The sequence below is a fragment of the Anabaenopsis tanganyikae CS-531 genome (genome assembly GCF_029891675.1).
Taxonomy (GTDB): Bacteria; Cyanobacteriota; Cyanobacteriia; order Cyanobacteriales; family Nostocaceae; genus Anabaenopsis; species Anabaenopsis arnoldii.
The window spans coordinates 13,865-32,695 of the sequence record NZ_JANQDF010000134.1 but is presented as its reverse complement, the minus strand read 5'-3'; the positions used below and the strand labels follow the sequence as shown (position 1 = coordinate 32,695).

Here is an 18,831-nt window from a genome sequence, read left to right as displayed (position 1 = left end):
CAAGAAAGACTACCGCTATCATTGCTTGGTTTTCGCGTTGGCAATAGTCTTAATTCAATACTTGATATCGTAGGATTATATATCAAGTGGGCGATTTTCTTAACTCACTTATATCAATGCTTGTCAACATAAGTATAGTTTTGTTTATAAAATAGTCAGCTTAGGACTAGCTCATTTTTTGGGAAATGCTGAAAACGCCAATATTTTTAGCTCCCATGGGTACTGTGTTTTTATTATACTATACAAGTGTTCGATATTCCTGGACTTTCATATCACCCCCATGCAAAAATTTCCTCTGGTCTTCTTTCTCAGGTGACGTTATATGTTTTCTTTTATCCCCATTCCTTGACTAATTATGGTATATTAAACGGAGTCGTTATGAGTTTATTTAACCCCTATGACTAACCCGACTGTAGAAAATTTGGTAATTATTGGTTCTGGCCCAGCAGGATACACAGCGGCCATATATGCAGGAAGAGCAAATTTAAAACCGGTAGTATTTGAAGGTTTTGAAATGGGGGGTTTACCCGGGGGTCAATTGATGACAACAACGGAAGTAGAAAATTTTCCGGGGTTTCCCCAAGGTATTACCGGACCGGAACTAATGGATCAAATGAAGGCGCAAGCTGAACGGTGGGGGGCACAGTTATATACTGAGGATGTAATATCTGTGGATTTGAGCCAACGTCCTTTTATAGTGCGATCGCAGGAAAGGGAACTAAAAACCCATAGTATAGTTATAGCCACTGGTGCTACAGCCAAGCGTCTAGGTTTACCTAGTGAACATCAGTTCTGGAGTCGGGGGATATCTGCTTGTGCAATTTGCGATGGTGCAACACCAATTTTCCGCGGTGCAGAATTAGCTGTCATTGGTGCTGGTGACTCGGCTGCGGAGGAGTCTATTTACCTGACTAAATACGGTTCTAAGGTAAATCTACTGGTGCGTTCTGATAAAATGCGAGCATCTAAAGCCATGCAAGACAGGGTTTTAAGTAGCCCAAAAATCGAAGTACATTGGCACACTGAAGCTGTGGACATCTTCGGCGATGGTCAGATGTCCGGGGTAAAAGTACGTAATAATCAAACTGGGGAAGAAAGGGAAATCCACGCCAAAGGTTTGTTTTACGCCATTGGTCATAGTCCCAATACAGCCTTATTTAAAGGACAGCTAGAATTAGACGATGTGGGTTATATTGTGACTAAAAATGGTTCTGTAGAAACCAGTGTAGAAGGTGTATTTGCAGCCGGGGATGTGCAAGACCACGAGTTTCGTCAAGCAATTACCGCGGCGGGTACTGGCTGTATGGCGGCCATGTTGGCAGAACGCTGGTTATCATCACGGAATTTAATTACAGAATTTCATCAATCAGCTACAGTAGAGAATGAATTGGAACCCCAAACCACCAATAAAACTGAAGCCCAAGAGGAGGCTGGATTTAATTTACAGGCGACACGCCATGAAGGGGGTTATGCCTTAAGGAAATTATTCCATGAAAGCGATCGCTTGCTGGTGGTGAAATATGTATCCCCTGGTTGTGGTCCTTGTCATACTCTCAAGCCGATATTAAATAAAGTCGTGGATGAATTCACAGGCAAAATTCACTTTGTGGAAATTGACATTGACAAAGACCCTCAGATTGCGGAGAATGCTGGGATAACTGGTACACCCACGATTCAGTTGTTTAAACATCAAGAATTATTGAAAGAAGTCAAAGGTGTGAAGCAAAAAAGCGATTATCGTCAAATGATTTCGAGTTATCTTTAGAGAAAAACTTCACCCGGACTCGCTTCTAAAAGTATAGGGAAGCGGAAAAACTTTGATCGCACAGGGGTTTCAAAGCCTCTACTCTCAAAGAACCTGCTCCTCTTAGCTCTCAGCTAAGAGGAGCGTTTGTTATATCTTACTGGATGCATGCGCTCCCTCATGGCCATAAATAAACCTCAGTTACCGAAATTTATCCGTTTCGCCCAAAATTCCCACCTGTCCCAGAAATTAATGGTCATTGGCATCGCCATTACCCTATTGTTCCTGTTTTTAGCATTTTTTGCCCCCCTGTTACAGGCTTGGGGATGGTTACAAAACCCCAGAGAGTTCCTTTCTAACCCCATCCAAGAACCACCATCAGCTAAATATTGGTTTGGTACGAGTCGCTTGGGACATGATGTATTTTCTCGTACATTATTTGGTGCCCAAGCTGCGCTGCAAGTAGTGATATTAGCTACAGCAATTAGTATGATTATTGGTGTGCCATTGGGGATGGTGAGTGGCTATCTGGGGGGTAAGTTAGATCGGATGTTGCTGTTCCTCATGGATAGTATTTACACATTGCCGGGGCTACTACTGTCTGTGACACTGGCTTTTGTCGTAGGGCGGGGAATTTTCAATGCGGCGATCGCCATTAGTATTGCCTACATTCCCCAATATTATCGCGTAGTACGTAACCACACTGTAAGCGTTAAGAAAGAGGTATTTATTGAAGCGGCTCAAGCCATGGGTGCTTCCACTTTGGTTGTACTATGGCGCTATCTATTTTTTAACGTCATTCAAAGTGTACCCGTATTATTTACTCTCAACGCCGCCGATGCCATTTTAGTATTAGGCGGTTTAGGCTTTTTGGGACTAGGACTTCCCGAAGAAGTTCCAGAATGGGGACATGACTTAAGACAAGCCTTAGAAGCCCTACCCACGGGAATTTGGTGGACTACTCTCTTCCCCGGTTTAGCCATGACATTAATGGTAGTAGGGTTATCACTACTAGGTGAGGGTTTAAATGAATTTGTCAATCCTCGATTACGGCGAGAAAATAGAATGCGGAAATAGTTACTATGAGAATATAGTGGGAGCGTTTCATCCCCTACGCTTTAGCGAGGGGATGAAACGCGCGCGACTCAAGGGGATTTATCCTGTGTGTTTCCTCATTTACCACGCTGGTTTTCAATGTAATTTTTAAGTACCTCAGTGCTAACTTGTCCAGTTGTCGCAACAAAGTAAGTTGGTGTCCACAAAGAAGGTAGTTTTTTTAATTGTGGAAATTCTTTCCTTAAGTAATTTGATGCCCTACCCTTAACCCACCTAGCTATATCTGCCGGTGATTCATGGGTCGGTGCATTAATAAAAAAATGAACCTGGTCTGGTTGAACTTCAATTATACTCATAAACAGGAGGTGAGTAAAACTTGTACAGAACAATTCCAATTAGAGCTAGATTCACAGATGAAGAAAAAGCTTTTTGGGTTGACCAATGTCAGCACTCAAATAGCTTAATAAATTGTGCGATTTACCATACTCGCCAAAGTCATTACGCAAGATTAGAAAGCATGGATAATGCTTTGACAACTTACTGGTGTGGTGATGAATTACGTAGTGGGTGGAAAACTTATCATTGTCAAACCACTTATCCTGAATTAGATAAAGTCCTCAAAGAAAATCCACATTACAAAGGGTTGGCCGCCCAAGCAGCACAACAAACCTTAAAGCTAGTTGGTGAATCAATAGCCAGTTACAACGGATTAGTTAAGGCTTACTACAACGGGGATGTAATTAGACCTTCATTACCTAAGTATCGCAAGAAAGGAGGTTTCGCAGCAGTAACATTTCCTCGTCAAGCACTCACTTTTAAAAATGGTTATTTCAAACCCTCAATTAGTAAAGAAACTAAACCAGAGTTAATTACAGACATCAAACTACCTTTACCTGATTTTATTGATTCTGACTGGGTAAAGGAAGTCACAGTCCGTCCTTATTGTGGTGAGTTCTGGATTAACTGGGTGATTGATGATGGAAAAGAATCAATAAAAAACAACCCACATCTTGATTATTCTCAAGCATGGGGACTTGACCATGGGGGTACGAATTGGTTAACTGGAGTTTCTACACTGAGTAAAAGCCTGATTATTGATGGCAGAAAACTCAAATCAATGAATCAAGGTTATTGTCGTTTAGTCGCCAAATACAAGCAGGGTAAGCCTAATTTTTATTGGGATACCAACCTTGACCGTATTCAACGCCAACGTAATAACCAAATGCGAGATGCTATCAACAAAGCAGCTAGGTTTATTGTCAACCGATGCCTGAATGACCAGATAGGAAATATAGTTATTGGTTGGAATGAAGGGCAAAAAATTAATGCTAGCTTAGGTAAAACAAACAATCAAAACTTTGTCCCAATTCCCACAGGTAGACTCATTCAAAGATTAAAAGAGTTGGCTAGCGAATATGGAATTATTGTTACCATAACGGAGGAAGCGTACACATCAAAAGCGTCTTACTTAGATGACGATAACCTCTACAAGCATGGTGAAAAACCCGCAGGATGGAACCCGTCAGGTAAAAGAGTAAAACGTGGATTATATCAATCTGCCAAAGGATTTTTCACCTCGGCAGATGCCCAAGCAGCAGCAAATATTTTAAGAAAAGTAGCCACACAGCTAGGTTTATCCTTAGTCGAGGTGGGTAGGGCATCTTTGACTGTGCCACAACGATATGACTTGTTTAAAAGGTTAAATAAATCATATCGTAAACGTTGCGTAGCATGGCTTGGTCCTGCGTAGCAACATCAGTTTAGAATCCCCTGTGATTCCATCCAGGGGAGAAGTCAACTAAATATTGTTGAAGTTATTACCAAGAGGTTAGAGTGAAAGATAATATTTCTTTAATTGCGGCTGCTACTGGTGGGTTTATGCTATCCGTCGCCCTGTCCGGCTTATTGCGGGGTACACCGATGACAGCTTGGTACGACGAACCAAGGAGTTTTCATTCAGTCATGGTTAGTAGTTCACCTATGGACGCACAGAAAACACCAAACCCAGGATTTTTTGTTCAATAAAACCCAAAAAAGCTAAATAATATTTTTTCAGGTGGTTAATTCACAATTAATTGGTATTGATGTGGGGGGGACAGCCATTAAGCTGGGACGGTTCAACCCGGATGGTACTTGCTTAAAATCTTTGACTGTAGCCACTCCCCAACCATCGACACCAAAAGCCGTTGTAGCTGTAATTATAGATGCGATCGCTCAAGTTGACCCATATAATCAAGCTATTGCCATTGGTGTGGGTACTCCCGGTCCAGCTGATAAAAGTGGACGCATTGCCCAAATTGCCATCAACCTACCGGGATGGCTAAATGTACCTTTAGCGGACTGGTTAGAAGCCAAAACAGGTAAACCTACGGTTATTGCTAATGATGCCAACTGTGCCGGTTTGGCAGAAGCTTGGTTGGGCGCTGGTCGCCACTTTGACAATCTAATTTTATTGACCTTGGGAACTGGGGTTGGTGGTGCGATTATTTTCAATGGCAAACTGTTTGTAGGACATGAAGGCGCTGCTGGGGAACTGGGTTTGATTACCTTAAACCCCGATGGGCCTGTGTGTAAGAGTGGTAATTCCGGTTCTTTAGAACAGTATGCTTCAGCTACGGCAATTCGTCGCCGCACTGGACAGGAAGCATGGGAATTAGGCGCGCTGGCTGCGGCGGGAGATAAATTTGCCTTGACTTTCTGGCAAGAATATGGTATGTGTTTGGGTATTGGTCTAACTAGTTTAATTTACGTTTTAACTCCCCAAGCAGTTATTATTGGTGGTGGAGTTAGTGCTAGCTTTGAGTTTTTTTACCCCGCACTGAAGGCAGAAATTGAGCAGCGAGTCATGGCTACGAGTCGCGCAGGGTTAGAAATTTTACCGGCAGAATTAGGGAATTATGCGGGCATGGTGGGCGCTGCAAAGTTGGCATCATTACTTCTTGGGAAGGGGAATTAGAATTACTGCGGTGAATGAGCAAATACCCGACTTCTCGAAGAAGTCGGGTATCTATTTCCTCATCGTTGTATTTATTGACGTTGAAACTTGTCTGGTGTCTCAACAAGACTTTGAGAATATACTCAAGAAACCTGTACAGGTGTTGGTAAGTTGGATACAGGATGAGTTCTGTTAATAGCGGCTTCCATAAATCCTTGGAATAAAGGGTGAGGAGTGCTAGGACGCGAATGAAACTCGGGATGAAATTGACAGGCTAAAAAGAAGGGATGTTGGGGAAATTCCACAATTTCTACCAAGCGTCCATCGGGGGAAGTTCCACTGATCACATACCCAGATTCTAACAACATCTGACGATAACTATTATTAAACTCATACCGATGCCGGTGGCGCTCGTCAACTACTTCTTGTTGATAAAGATTAGCAGCTAGAGTATTAGGGAGCAAATGACAAGGATAGAGTCCCAGTCGCATCGTACCGCCCAAGTCAACTACATCCTGCTGTTCTGGTAACAAGTTGATGACTGGATACTTGGTTTTGGGGTCAAATTCCGCACTGTTTGCACCCGTTAATCCTTGTACGTTTCTCGCCCACTCAATTACGGAACACTGCATTCCTAAGCATAAACCTAAAAAGGGTATTTGGCGATCGCGAGCGTATTGAATAGCTGCAATTTTACCATCCACCCCGCGGATACCAAAACCACCCGGGACTAGAATACCATCCACACCTGCTAAATGAGTTTCCGGCGATTGGGTTTCTAAATCTTCCGAGTTCACCCATCGCAAGCGCAAATCACCATATGTAGCAATAGCTGCATGACGCAGTGCTTCTACTACGGACAGATACGCATCACTTAACTGTACATATTTTCCTACAATGGCAATTTCCACACTGTACTGAGGACTGTATAAGCGTTCTACCATTGTTTGCCAATGGACCAAATTTGGTGGGCGTTGTTCCATTTGCAACAACGCTAATACTTGTTCTGCTAATCCCTCCTGTTCTACAATTAGCGGTACTTCATAAATACTCCCAGCGTCTTGGGCAGTAATGACGCATTCCTCTGGAACATCGCAAAATTCCGACAACTTGCGTTTTAATCCCACAGGTAAGGGGCGATCGCAGCGACAGACTAAAATATCTGGTTGAATGCCAATTGATCTTAATTCCTTGACAGAATGCTGTGTGGGCTTGGTTTTCATTTCCCCGGCCGAAGGTATCCACGGTACCAGGGTAACGTGCATATACAACACATTTTGCCGTCCCACTTCCTTGCGTAACTGGCGAATAGCTTCCAAAAATGGCAGTGATTCAATATCACCGACAGTCCCACCTATTTCCGTAATTAATACAGATGGATTTGTAGCCTCAGCCACAGTCAGAATCCGCTCTTTAATTTCATTGGTGATATGGGGGATAACCTGTACAGTCCCGCCATTATAGTCTCCCCTCCGCTCTTTATTAATTACTGCTTGGTAAATTAAACCAGTGGTAACACTGTTTAGCCGCGACATAGAAGTATCAGTAAAGCGTTCATAATGTCCCAAGTCTAAATCTGTTTCCGCACCATCTTCGGTAACAAAAACTTCCCCATGCTGAAAAGGACTCATAGTACCTGGGTCAATATTAATATAAGGGTCCAGTTTCAAAATCGACACCGAATAATCTCGCGATTTGAGTAAACGGCCCAGACTTGCTGCTACAATGCCCTTACCAATACTGGAAACTACACCTCCAGTTACAAAGATAAACTTAGTCATAAGTTAGTAGTTAGAATTTTTAGCAACTTCTCAAAAAACATCCCGTCATTGTGCCACATTTGCTGTGGTGAAATATTTTGTGCTGTTGTCGTGAAAAAACTTCTAGGTTTAGTAATATTAGGGTTTATCGTTACCTCCTCTGTAGTCGCATTGGCCAGACCATCACTATTAGTTGTTTATCCCCCAAACAACCACCAAACAAACTCCGAAAAAATCTTTTTCATTGGGACTGCGCCACCAGATGGAAAGGTTCTCATCAATGGTAAGGCAATTAACCGCAGTCAAGCCGGGCATTTTGCGCCCAGTTTCCCTTTGCAGTTAGGAGAAAATCTCTTTACTGTCAGTCACCAAAATCAGCAACTAGAAATTAAAGTTACAAGGCTGGCGACGGTAGCCGAGTTACCTCAAGGATTAGCCTTTGCCAAAGATTCTCTGATTCCTGTAGCTGACATTGCCAAACTACCGGGAGAATTAATTTGTTTTAGCGCCATTGCACCCCCTAACGCCAGTGTATCTGTCAATCTGGCAAATCAAACTATTGCTCTTGTACCCCAACCTCAGCAGATAAGACTACCAAGTAATTTAGCAGCACTTACAGGAAACAACCAGCCTTATGCTGAGTCGATCCCGGTAAGGTATGAGGGTTGCACTACGTTTCAACAAGCTGTTTCCCTAACCCCAATTGATGGTAATAACATGATTGCTGATGGGAAAAGCGTAGATTTGGGGAAACCAGAATTTCAACTAACACTCAACGGCGAGACGATAACTCAACCAGGAACTGGCAATATTCAAATTGTCTCACCTGCAAACTTAGAAGTTGCCGAGGTAGTAGTAGATGCAGGGGTAGCGCGGACAGGACCAGGTACAGATTATTCCCGACTCACCCCCCTCCCCAAAGGTACACAAGCATCAATTACAGGCCGTGAAGGTGAATGGTTACGCCTAGACTATGGTGGTTGGATTCATAGCAGGGAGACTCGTGTTTTACCAGGTGCAATTCCGCCACGCACAACGATTCGCAGTGTCGGATATCGCCGGATTCCTGGTACGACAGAGATAGTTTTCCCTCTACAAGTTCCTGTACCCGTGAGCGTGCAACACAGCGATGATCATTTCACTATCACACTTTACAATACTACCGCCCAAACAGACATAATCCGTTTGGATGATGACCCTTTAATTTCTCGTCTAGATTGGCAGCAGGTAGCTCCAGAACAGGTGAAATACGCCTTTAACCTGAAAAAAAGTCAACTGTGGGGGTATAAGCTCAGATACGACAATACAACCCTGATTTTAGCTTTGCGTCATCCGCCAACAAGGGGACGGAAAAGACGAAAACCCCTATCTGATATCAAGATTCTACTCGATCCCGGACATGGTGGCAAAGAATCCGGTGCTGTGGGTCCAACTGGATATACAGAAAAAGAAGTTAATTTAGTCGTCTCCCAATTATTACGGGATGAGTTGGTAAAATTAGGGGCTACTGTTGTAATGACTAGGGATAGTGATATTGAAGTTTCTCTGGGCGATCGCATGGCTATGATACATCGAGAAGAACCGGCGATCGCCCTTTCCATACATTACAATGCCTTACCCGATAGTGGTGACGCTGAAAACACCAAGGGAATCGGCACTTTTTGGTATCATCCCCAAGGCCACAGCCTAGCTGTATTCCTGCACAATTATTTAGTCAAAAAGCTGAACAGACCCTCCTATGGTGTGTTCTGGAATAATCTGGCCCTGACACGTCCCCATGCTGCGCCATCAGTGTTATTGGAATTAGGTTTTATGATTAACCCCCAAGAGTTTGAATGGTTGACAAATTCTCAGGAACAGAAAAAATTATCAAAAGCCTTAGCTCAGGGAATTGTAGAGTGGTTTAAAAGTAGGGTGGGTTAGACGGCGATCAATTATATTTTCTTGAAAAGGTTTGTACCGTTGTAATATCAATTTACAAAGACTAGCACGTGACCCTTCAACGATAACAAGGTGGTTACAGAAATACCGACTCTTGGATTAGCTGGGTTACTGAAAATGAAAAAACCACCCGGACAAGAGCCAAAAATCAAAGGTGAGGTACTCGAATCGCTCAAAACTCAATTAAATTCGTCCGCTGGTTTTGCGAGTTACGGAGAAATTGTGAGTTGGCTCAATGACAATTATGGATTAGATGTAAGTTACCGAATGGTACATTACCTAGTGCGATACAAGCTCGGTTGCAAGCTGAAAGTACCAAGACGATGCAGTGTCAAGCAAGACCCACAAGCAATAGAGACATTTAAAAAAACATTGCACAAGCAGTGATAATTTGGCAAAAACTATTTGGTCAAGGCAAACGGTTACGTTATCTATGTCAAGATGAGACCCGATTGGGATTAAAAACCCGACCTAGACGTGTTCTGACTAGTCCTGGTGTTCAACCATTCGTGAGAGTTTCATGGAAGCGAGAAAGTTTTTGGCTGTATGGTGTTGTTGAACCATTGAGTGGATAGCATTTTTGCTTGGAATATCCAAAGCTTTGTGGAGAACATTTTCAACAATTTTTAGATGCGCTTTCATCTCAACTCGCAGAAGATATTGCACTCCTTAAAATTGACCAAGCCGCAGCACATTTTACCTCTCAATTGAAGTGGCCTGAAAATATTATTCCCCTGTGTCAACCAGCCCATTGTCCACAACTTAACCCCATTGAAAGATTTTGGTTGTTTCTCAAATCTCAAATCAAAGGACAAGTTTTCAACACACTTGATTAACTTCGCGCTCGCCTCAACGAACTTCTCAGTCAAATCACATCGGAACGTGTTATTTCCTTGACTTCTTATGATTTTATTCTCGAAGCTCTTTTTTATGCAGCTTCAATGTAAATTGATATAACCCACCAAAACATTTTAATCATGCGATCGCTTTTAGGATTAATCATTCTTGGTTCCTTCACAACTCCCAGCCTAGCTTGGGCGCAAGAAAACACGCTGAAAATAGTTTATCCGCCAGCAAATCACCAAACTAATACAGATAAAATATTTCTTCTGGGAACCGCACCACCAACAGGACAAGTTTTAATTAATAATCAACCCATTAAGCGCAGTAAATCTGGACATTTCGCCCCTAGCTTTCCCTTGGAGGTGGGAGAAAATCGGTTTACTGTGACTTACGACAATCAACAACTGCAAATACAGGTAACTAGAGTTGATAATCAGCCTAAAATCCCCCAAGGATTAGCCTTTGGAGAAAATACCCTTACGCCCCAAGTTGATATTTATCGACTACCAGGAGAAGAAATTTGTTTTAGTGCGATGGCTTCGCCCGCCGTAGGCATCGCCTCTCCTAATGCTAATGTAAGCGTAAGATTGGGAGAGCAAACTGTTAAGCTATCACCGCAACTAAAACAAATATCTCTACCCAGTAATTCAGCCATATATATAGATGGTAAAAATCAACCCATCACTCAAATTATCCCAGGGAAATATCAGGGATGTACAAAATTAGGAATATTACCAGATGGAAAAAAACCAGAATATCAATTAACTCTCAATAGCGAGACAACAACTCAAGTCAGTTCTGGTAAGATTCAAACCCTTTTACCAGCCAAACTTCCAATAGTAGAAATCATAGCTGAGGCTGGTGTGGCGCGGACAGGCCCCAGTACCACTGATTCACGGTTAACGCCTTTACCCCAAGGTGTGAGAGCATCTGTTACAGGTAAAGAAGGTGATTGGTTGCGTTTAGACTATGGAGCTTGGATTCATAGTCAAGAAACTCGGATGATTCCAGGTGCAATTCCACCACACTCGATGATTCGCAGTATAATTTCGCGGGAATTACCGAAAACAACAGAAATAGTCTTTCCTTTGCAAGTTCCTGTCCCTGTCACTGTAAAACAGGGGGATAAAACTCTTACCCTGACTTTACATAACACCACTGCCCAAACAGACACAATTCGCCTAGATGATAACCCTTTAATTTCTCGTCTAGATTGGCAGCAAATAGCTCCTGGCAAGGTGCAATATACTTTTAACCTCAAAACAAATCAACAGTGGGGATATAACCTGCAATACCGAGATACAAGCTTAGTTTTAAGTTTGCGTCATCCTCCGGTTCTTCCCCGCAGACAAACACAACCTTTATCTGGGGTAAAAATTCTGCTGAACGCCGGACATGGTGGGGAAGAATTAGGCGCAGCAGGACCAACAGGTTATTTAGCGAAAGATTTAAATTTGGTAGTGACAAAACTTTTGCGGGATGAATTGCGGCGACGAGGTGCAACAGTGGTAATGGCTAGAGAAGATGACCGGGATTTGTCTTTGGTGGAACGTCAGAAAATGATAGAGGAAAATGAACCTGCGATGGCTTCGCCCGCCGTAGACATCGCACTGACTTTTCATTATCGATTTTTGGCTGATGATGGTGATGCGGAAAATACTAAGGGAGTTAGTAGTTATTGGTATCATCCCCAAGCGCACAGTTTAGCTGTGTTACTGCAAAATCGGTTAGTGCAAAATTTGGGTAGGTCTTCTTTTGGGGTGTATTGGCATAATTTAGCGCTAACACGTCCCCATTCTGCGCCATCGGTTTTATTGGAGTTGGGTTTTATGAGTAACCCTGATGATTTTGAGTTGGCGATGGATGTTCAGGAACAAAGGAGGTTAGCGAGGGTTTTGGCTGAGGGTGTTGTGGAGTGGTTTAAGAAATGATTTTTATCACGCAAAGGCGCAAATTCGCAGAGAGAAAGAGGAGTTGGGATTTTAGGTTGGTTCATCATTCCAAAAATCTGGATTATTCATAATTACGTAATTTTACGTATGTAATTTAGCTTGTTGGTTTAAAATCAAGCGAGTGTAAATGTAATTTCAAGTCAAGCAGACTCTCCAAGTCTCTGCTACTCTGCGTGAAATAAACCCCCAAAACAGTATAAAATTAGAAAATGTATAGCGATCGCAACTAACCCGAAACTGATATGCTTTACAGACATGGTGACTGACTTGACGCATTGAACAATAATGTCTTGTTCATGTGGTAACTATCGGTGAGCTTCTTTTTTAATTCTATGCCATTGGCTGCTGAAATTTGTCCGTTTACCTTGTTGCCAACCGTGCAGAAGCGGCATAGTAAATAAACCCCAAGCCAAACCGGTAATTAAGCCAAAAGGTGTAACTAAATAATTATTAAAATCCCACAACCCAAAAACCTGGGCCGCTAATTCCAAAGGATAAGCCATCATCAACACACTGGCTAAGGCTGCACCATTCCATCTGTATTGACTTAACCAGTAAAAACCTTTACCACCAGTTACCCCATATAACAAGCGAGTCACTAGCAACCCCGTCACAGTACCATAGCAGCGCATACACACAGCCATAATAAACGGGGGTGCTAAATCTAGTCCCATATCAGGTTGCGGACAGACATGATTACCCATGAAATAGATAATATCCGCAATCCTGCCGAGCAAAGACACATCAGACGCAGCCAAGAAAGGAGCAAGAGGGGGGCCGAAAACCATCCCCACCAAAAGGAAATCAGCAATAAAACTCACCCAATTAATCTGTACATCTTGCTGAAACACTACTCTGGACATCTTCTTCTTTGCGCCTTTGCGACTTTGCGTGCAACATTTCTTAACCTACACTAGCTACATAGGGACTTGTCAACTTATCCAACTGCTGAATTAACAGACTCAGGAATAAACCCACATCTGTCACTACACCTACTGATTCTACAGAACCGCGATCGCTTAATTTAGTCACTACAGCCGGATTAATATCTACACAGACCATTTTCACCCCAGCCGGAGTCATATTTCCCACCCCAATAGAGTGCAGCATACTAGATAGCATTAAAACCATCTCCGCACCTTGAATGAGTTGGGCGTATTCCTCCTGGGCTTTAATCAAATTCATTTGGGTATCAGGCAAAGGTCCATCATCCCGAATCGAACCAGCTAGGCTGAAAGGTACATTATTAGTGACACATTCATACATTACACCACTGGGAATCACTCCAGCAGCCACAGCCTTGGCAATGCTGCCATAACGGCGGATAGTGTTAATTACCTTCAGGTGATGGCGATGTCCCCCCAGGACGGCGACACCTCGTTTCATGTCCACACCCAGGGAAGTTCCCATCATGTTTTGCTCGATGTCGTGGACGGCGATCGCATTCCCCCCTAAGAGCGCCTGTACATATCCTTCCCGAATTAACCGCGCTAAGTGTTCACCGCCCCCTGTGTGAATCACTACTGGGCCTGCCGTCACAACTACTTTACCACCAGCGTCCCTAATTTTACGTAACTCCCACGCTACTTGCTCCACCACTAATTCCACACGTCTTTCGCTGGAAACCCCCGATGACATAAAGGTAAATTCTTGACCGTGACGCTGTTCCCGTGATTCAGCTTTGCGAATGCTACGGATACCTTGCACATCTACAACTACCCTGTCGCCAATCTCCAACTCACGTAAAAGTTTACACCGAGCCACTAAGCCATTGGGAGTTTGAGTGATGGCGATCGCGCCATCCATGCGCTGATTGTGCACCTTCACCCACTCACCATTAATGCGTACTTCCGTGGGATAAATAGTACTGACGTAGAAATCATCAGGAGCCACCCCGGCTTGAATCACAGGTCCCAGTTTAGCATCCCGTTCATCTTGGGGTAAATCCACAGCCCCCAAATCAATTAACTCAGAGATGATTTCTTCCATCACCTCATGGGAGGGGGCTGAAACTCTCACCTCAGCAGCTGATGTACTCTGGCGTTGTTCTCCCAAGGTGAAATTCATCACTTGGAAACTACCACCACCATCTACAATTAAATCTAGAGCCTGGTTAATCACACCAGAGTCCAGTAAATGCCCTTCTAACCGAATCATCCGGCTTTCTACGGAAACCGTCGCATGAATATTAATATCTATTGGCTCAGTAACACGTAGGGTCAGACATTTAGCAGCACCACCAGCCTTGAGAAATTCTGTCAGTGGCGTTTCAATCACTCGGAAGCCCGCCTCTGCTAAACTTGTTTTTAAAGCATTGCTGGCTTTATTCATAATCACAATGCTTTCTACATTCACCGCATTACAGGCAAAGTTGACAGCATCGGCTTCGGTAATTGCTATGCGCTTTTCTGGTGCAACCCGCATTTCAATTAAACGGTTAGAATAGGCATCAAAAGCACCAGGATAATATAATAAATAGCCGTTAGCTAAAGGACAAAAGCAAGTATCTAAGTGATAGAAACGCTCATCAGTTAAACGCAGGGATAACACCTCAATATCTAACCATTTAGCTAAATAAGGGTGAGAATCTAATTCAGAACGAAAACCATATCCCGCCCATAACCAACGTCCTTCCCGGTCTAACAGTGCATCTCCAGCACCTTCAAAGGGTAAGTCTTTAGGGAGTAAATGAACTGTGTAACCATTTTCTTCAAACCAAGTTTGGAAGAAAGGCTCCTCACCCTGACGTTCTTTGTGGAGAAATCGGCTGAGGACGACATTTTTCCCCAAGACTAACCCAGCATTGGCGGTAAACACCATGTCAGGCCAACCTATTTGGGGCGTTACTAAATCTACGATAGCGTGTTGTTTAAGAATGTTATAGAGTTTGTGCCACTGTTCCACAGCGCGATCGCGCGAAGACTTATGAATATTCCCTTCCATCCAGGGATTAATCACATAATCTACATCGTAGTGGTCAGGAGCGCACATCAAAAAACGAATCAGGGAAGTCATAAAAATATTACCAGTGTTGAGATCCTACAAGCCTACTTCAAAGATAGTTTTTTGTCCTTTTAATTTCTCTAACGACCAGAAATTAATGAAAGTGGTCAGCATTCTATCGGGAAATACCGATACAGCAACTTGCACCGAATGTCAAGTACAGATTGAATCATAAAACTTTTGTGGGGTAGGCATCTTGCCCGCCCTTGTACCTACTCCGATGAAGTATGCTGTAAGTTAGCACACAGACTTTAAACCTATTCTATTCACCAGATCAAGATTAGGGGGATACCAAGAAGATGAAATTGCCAAAATGGCATAAAGTTCACCCATGGAAATAGACTAAGATAAATAGGCTAGTTTTTTTGAGGAATGCCCTATTTGGTGATTACGTTTTTTTAAGCCTACGTATAGTCTAGCTTCCTCCTCCCTGGCAAGAAGTGGTAAGATTACCAGGTAACTGAGAATAAGTGGCAATAGGCTATGAGTTTTTCTGGCATTACCTTAGAATATCGTTCACAAGAAGTTAAGACTCTCAAGTATTTTCTGATTTATAGTCTCATTGGTTCTCTAGTACTTCATATTGGGGTACTGTCATCACTGTTAGCTTATCTCCTGCGGAGTACCCCGCACCAAATAGAAGATCAACCAATAGAAGTGGTGATGATTGATTCTCCCATTCCAGAAGTAGAAAAACCACCCGCACCAATTCCCCAAGCAGAGACATTACCAGAACCTCGCCAGATTATTAGCAGTAACGATACCTCACCCAGTCCAGCTAGAAATCAGACTGTAAACCAGTCTCAACCAGAAATTATCCAACAGCAACCTATAGTTACACTCAGACCAACCCCAATCACCCCACCACCTGTAAAAGTCGAAAGTGTCAAAACTTCCCCAGTTCCACCGCCAACACCAACAACCACAGCTACCACAAACACCCCACAAGTCTCACGCCAAGCAGCTGTATCTAGGCTAGAATCTGTACTGAGTTCACAAACATCAGAAGCAATAACTGCTACTCCCCCCACTCAAAGTGTTGAAACTGTCAAAACTCCCCCAGTTTCACCGCCAACACCAACAACCACAGCTACCACAAACACCCCACAAGTGTCACGCCAAGCAGCTGTATCTAGGCTAGAATCTGTACTGAGTTCACAAACATCAGAAGCAATAACTGCTACTCCCCCCACTCAAACTAGTGAAAAAAATCCAGGGGTATTGACTGGTACAAGAGATTCTAGAGCTACACAGGGAAATAGTGATAGTGTTAATAGGGGAGAGTCAAATCAACCAAGTGGTACAAGTTCAGTCTCCACAGCAAATACTGCCACGAGTAGCAATAATAAAGTATCAGTACAGCCTTCCACACCCCCAGCTAATAGCAGATCAGAACGTACTAATCGTCGTGGTAATTCCCGCAGATCATCTACTGGACGTGCAGCTTGTGTTAGATGTAATACTAACTATCCAGAATTTGCCAGACGGCAAGGTATCGAAGGCAGAGTAGAAGTTGCTGTTGATATTGATGCCAAAGGTGATGTTACCAATGTCCGTATTCTCAGGTCAAGCGGTAACAGAAGATTGGATGAAGAAATCAGGAAACAAGCGAATAATTGGAAATTACAACCGTCCGAAGGCGGGAGAGAAGGGATATCAATAGCTACTGATTTTACCCTGGAAGGTTCACAGCGACACCGCCAAGTCCAAGAACGGAAAAAAAAGCAAGAAACCAGCCGTTCCAGGGAAACAAGTCGCCAAACAGAATCATCTAGTTCCAGTCCTACACCGACTACCAGCACTCCCACCAGGTCAAACCCAGTTAGACGCGTCAGACGAAAACCTCAGACTGAGCAAAACACAGCCGCGGGTTCATCCTCTGGACAAGGAAAGACCCCTACACCGGGAAATGTGAGAGATTCTTTGCGCAATACCCGCAGTCAGGAAACCTCTACTAATTCTGTCACACCAGCAGGGGAAACAAGTACAAATCCCCCGCTGACCACAAACAATACTTCTTCTAGTCAAAATCGGTTACGAGACGCTTTACGCCGTAGTCGCCAACCTGCTGAATTACCGCAGTCCACCTCATCACCAGAGTCGGAATGATGAGTAGCAAATGAACAGTTTTTGTTTTATTGCCATAGAATAGAAATAAAGTTTATATGCTTAACCTTGACTCAGCATCATTGCCCATGATTACTTCTAATCGCCGTTACCATATCATTACTTTCGGTTGTCAAATGAATAAAGCTGACTCAGAGCGCATGGCTGGTATTTTAGAAGACATGGGCTTTGCATGGTCGGAAGACCCTAATGATGCAGATCTGATTCTTTACAATACTTGTACAATACGAGATAACGCTGAACATAAGGTATATTCTTACCTCGGTAGACAAGCGAAACGTAAACACGAGCAGCCGGATTTAACCTTGATTGTTGCTGGTTGTGTTGCCCAGCAGGAGGGAGAAGCCCTGTTACGACGAGTGCCAGAATTAGATCTGGTCATGGGACCACAACACGCTAACCGTCTCAAAGATTTGCTCACATCGGTATTTGATGGTAATCAAGTGGTGGCTACTGAGTCGGTTCACATTATGGAGGATATCACCCAACCTCGAAGAGATAGCAGTGTCACGGCCTGGGTGAATGTCATTTATGGCTGTAATGAACGCTGCACCTATTGTGTGGTTCCTAATGTCCGTGGTGTGGAACAATCTCGCACTCCGGAGGCTATCCGCGCGGAAATGGAGGAGTTGGGGCGAGAAGGTTACAAGGAAATTACCCTCCTGGGGCAAAATATTGATGCTTACGGTCGAGATTTGCGGGGTAAAACTCCCGATAGTTTGCGGAGGGTACCTATAGGTCGTCATCTGTATAATTTCACGGATTTACTTTATTATGTCCATGATGTCCCAGGTATTGAAAGGTTGCGATTTGCTACTAGTCATCCACGTTATTTTACGGAGCGATTAATTAGGGCTTGTGCTGAATTACCCAAGGTGTGTGAACACTTTCACATTCCCTTTCAGTCAGGGGACAATGACGTGTTAAAGGCAATGTCACGAGGTTATACTCAGGAGAAATATCGCCGGATTATTGATACTATTCGGCAGTATATGCCGGATGCTTCTATTAGTGGTGATGCTATTGTGGGCTTCCCCGGGGAGACGGAGGCACAGTTTGAAAATACCCTGAAGTTGGTAGAAGATATTGGTTTTGACTTGTTGAATACAGCTGCTTATTCCCCCCGTCCCGGTACACCAGCTGCTTTATGGTCTAATCAACTCAGTGAAGAGGTGAAAAGCGATCGCCTACAAAGATTAAACCATTTAGTTAATATTAAAGCATCCGAGCGATCGCAGCGTTACATGGGACGCATTGAAGAGGTTTTAGTAGAAGCCCAAAATTCCAAAGATACCACTCAAGTCATGGGACGTACTCGCGGGAATCGTTTAACTTTCTTTAATGGGGACATAAATATATTAAAAGGGCAAGTTGTCAAGGTAAAAATTACTGAAGTTCGGGCTTTTAGTTTGACAGGCGAACCCGTAGAACTGCGGCAAGCAGTCCCTGTGTAATTTAATACTTACTCCT

Annotated in this window: 14 protein-coding genes and 1 pseudogene; 11 read left to right on the top strand and 4 right to left on the bottom strand. The window is 43.4% G+C overall.

Annotated elements, in window-relative coordinates; translation table 11 throughout:
- Window positions 1-397 precede the first annotated feature (397 nt).
- A complete protein-coding gene (gene trxB, locus NWP22_RS13160; RefSeq protein ID WP_271731689.1) occupies window positions 398-1,765 on the top strand; it encodes a thioredoxin-disulfide reductase in 1,368 nt (455 codons plus the stop codon).
- 159 nt (window positions 1,766-1,924) lie between these two features.
- Window positions 1,925-2,821 (top strand): ABC transporter permease, encoded by an 897-nt coding sequence (locus NWP22_RS13155; RefSeq protein ID WP_271731690.1) that lies wholly within the window; start codon window positions 1,925-1,927, stop codon window positions 2,819-2,821.
- A 95-nt stretch (window positions 2,822-2,916) separates the two neighbouring features.
- Here the strand turns inward: NWP22_RS13155 and tnpA are convergent.
- Window positions 2,917-3,147 (bottom strand): annotated as a pseudogene (gene tnpA, locus NWP22_RS13150) (IS200/IS605 family transposase); the annotation flags it as partial.
- 29 nt (window positions 3,148-3,176) lie between these two features.
- Here tnpA and NWP22_RS13145 point away from each other — a divergent pair.
- The 3 genes from NWP22_RS13145 (at window position 3,177) to NWP22_RS13135 (ending at window position 5,756) form a co-directional block, all read left to right on the top strand.
- Window positions 3,177-4,550, top strand: coding sequence for an RNA-guided endonuclease InsQ/TnpB family protein (locus NWP22_RS13145; RefSeq protein WP_334310743.1), 1,374 nt, complete (start codon window positions 3,177-3,179; stop codon window positions 4,548-4,550).
- Window positions 4,551-4,633: 83 nt separating this feature from the next.
- Window positions 4,634-4,825 carry a hypothetical protein gene (locus tag NWP22_RS13140; RefSeq protein ID WP_271731240.1) on the top strand — a complete coding sequence of 64 codons (192 nt, stop codon included), beginning with the start codon at window positions 4,634-4,636 and terminating at the stop codon, window positions 4,823-4,825.
- Window positions 4,826-4,856: 31 nt separating this feature from the next.
- A complete protein-coding gene (locus tag NWP22_RS13135; protein ID WP_271731239.1) occupies window positions 4,857-5,756 on the top strand; it encodes an ROK family protein in 900 nt (299 codons plus the stop codon).
- A 122-nt stretch (window positions 5,757-5,878) separates the two neighbouring features.
- Here NWP22_RS13135 and NWP22_RS13130 read toward each other — a convergent pair whose 3' ends face one another.
- Window positions 5,879-7,516, bottom strand: a complete 1,638-nt coding sequence (locus tag NWP22_RS13130; protein ID WP_271731238.1) for a CTP synthase — start codon at window positions 7,514-7,516, stop codon at window positions 5,879-5,881.
- Window positions 7,517-7,606: 90 nt separating this feature from the next.
- Between NWP22_RS13130 and NWP22_RS13125 the strand changes: the two genes are divergently transcribed.
- From NWP22_RS13125 to NWP22_RS13110, 4 genes are all read left to right on the top strand, one after another.
- Window positions 7,607-9,418 (top strand): N-acetylmuramoyl-L-alanine amidase, encoded by a 1,812-nt coding sequence (locus tag NWP22_RS13125; RefSeq protein WP_271731237.1) that lies wholly within the window; start codon window positions 7,607-7,609, stop codon window positions 9,416-9,418.
- Window positions 9,419-9,553: 135 nt separating this feature from the next.
- Window positions 9,554-9,823: a winged helix-turn-helix domain-containing protein gene (locus NWP22_RS13120; protein WP_271731235.1), complete on the top strand. Its 270-nt coding sequence runs from the start codon at window positions 9,554-9,556 to the stop codon at window positions 9,821-9,823.
- A gap of 197 nt (window positions 9,824-10,020) precedes the next feature.
- Window positions 10,021-10,272: a transposase gene (locus tag NWP22_RS13115; RefSeq protein ID WP_271731232.1), complete on the top strand. Its 252-nt coding sequence runs from the start codon at window positions 10,021-10,023 to the stop codon at window positions 10,270-10,272.
- 141 nt (window positions 10,273-10,413) lie between these two features.
- Window positions 10,414-12,210 carry an N-acetylmuramoyl-L-alanine amidase gene (locus tag NWP22_RS13110; protein WP_271731230.1) on the top strand — a complete coding sequence of 599 codons (1,797 nt, stop codon included), beginning with the start codon at window positions 10,414-10,416 and terminating at the stop codon, window positions 12,208-12,210.
- A 326-nt stretch (window positions 12,211-12,536) separates the two neighbouring features.
- Here NWP22_RS13110 and NWP22_RS13105 read toward each other — a convergent pair whose 3' ends face one another.
- Window positions 12,537-13,094, bottom strand: a complete 558-nt coding sequence (locus NWP22_RS13105) for a DUF2085 domain-containing protein (protein ID WP_280801982.1) — start codon at window positions 13,092-13,094, stop codon at window positions 12,537-12,539.
- Window positions 13,095-13,134: 40 nt separating this feature from the next.
- The gene (gene argZ, locus NWP22_RS13100; RefSeq protein ID WP_271731227.1) at window positions 13,135-15,246 is read right to left on the bottom strand and encodes a bifunctional arginine dihydrolase/ornithine cyclodeaminase; all 2,112 of its coding nucleotides are present in this window, start codon (window positions 15,244-15,246) and stop codon (window positions 13,135-13,137) included.
- Between the two features lie 471 nt (window positions 15,247-15,717).
- Between argZ and NWP22_RS13095 the strand changes: the two genes are divergently transcribed.
- Window positions 15,718-17,343: an energy transducer TonB gene (locus tag NWP22_RS13095; protein ID WP_280801981.1), complete on the top strand. Its 1,626-nt coding sequence runs from the start codon at window positions 15,718-15,720 to the stop codon at window positions 17,341-17,343.
- 86 nt (window positions 17,344-17,429) lie between these two features.
- Entirely contained in the window at window positions 17,430-18,815 is a 1,386-nt protein-coding gene (gene miaB / locus NWP22_RS13090) for a tRNA (N6-isopentenyl adenosine(37)-C2)-methylthiotransferase MiaB (protein WP_271731225.1), read from the top strand.
- The last annotated feature ends 16 nt before the right edge of the window (window positions 18,816-18,831 follow it).

Excerpts from the sequence above, each read along its gene's own strand:
- trxB (WP_271731689.1), top strand. The coding sequence starts at position 398 with ATGACTAACCCGACTGTAGAAAATTTGGTAATTATTGGTTCTGGCCCA.
- NWP22_RS13155 (WP_271731690.1), top strand. The coding sequence starts at position 1,925 with ATGGCCATAAATAAACCTCAGTTACCGAAATTTATCCGTTTCGCCCAA.
- NWP22_RS13130 (WP_271731238.1), bottom strand. The coding sequence starts at position 7,516 with ATGACTAAGTTTATCTTTGTAACTGGAGGTGTAGTTTCCAGTATTGGT.
- NWP22_RS13120 (WP_271731235.1), top strand. The coding sequence starts at position 9,554 with ATGAAAAAACCACCCGGACAAGAGCCAAAAATCAAAGGTGAGGTACTC.
- NWP22_RS13110 (WP_271731230.1), top strand. The coding sequence starts at position 10,414 with ATGCGATCGCTTTTAGGATTAATCATTCTTGGTTCCTTCACAACTCCC.
- NWP22_RS13105 (WP_280801982.1), bottom strand. The coding sequence starts at position 13,094 with ATGTCCAGAGTAGTGTTTCAGCAAGATGTACAGATTAATTGGGTGAGT.
- argZ (WP_271731227.1), bottom strand. The coding sequence starts at position 15,246 with ATGACTTCCCTGATTCGTTTTTTGATGTGCGCTCCTGACCACTACGAT.
- NWP22_RS13095 (WP_280801981.1), top strand. The coding sequence starts at position 15,718 with ATGAGTTTTTCTGGCATTACCTTAGAATATCGTTCACAAGAAGTTAAG.
- miaB (WP_271731225.1), top strand. The coding sequence starts at position 17,430 with ATGATTACTTCTAATCGCCGTTACCATATCATTACTTTCGGTTGTCAA.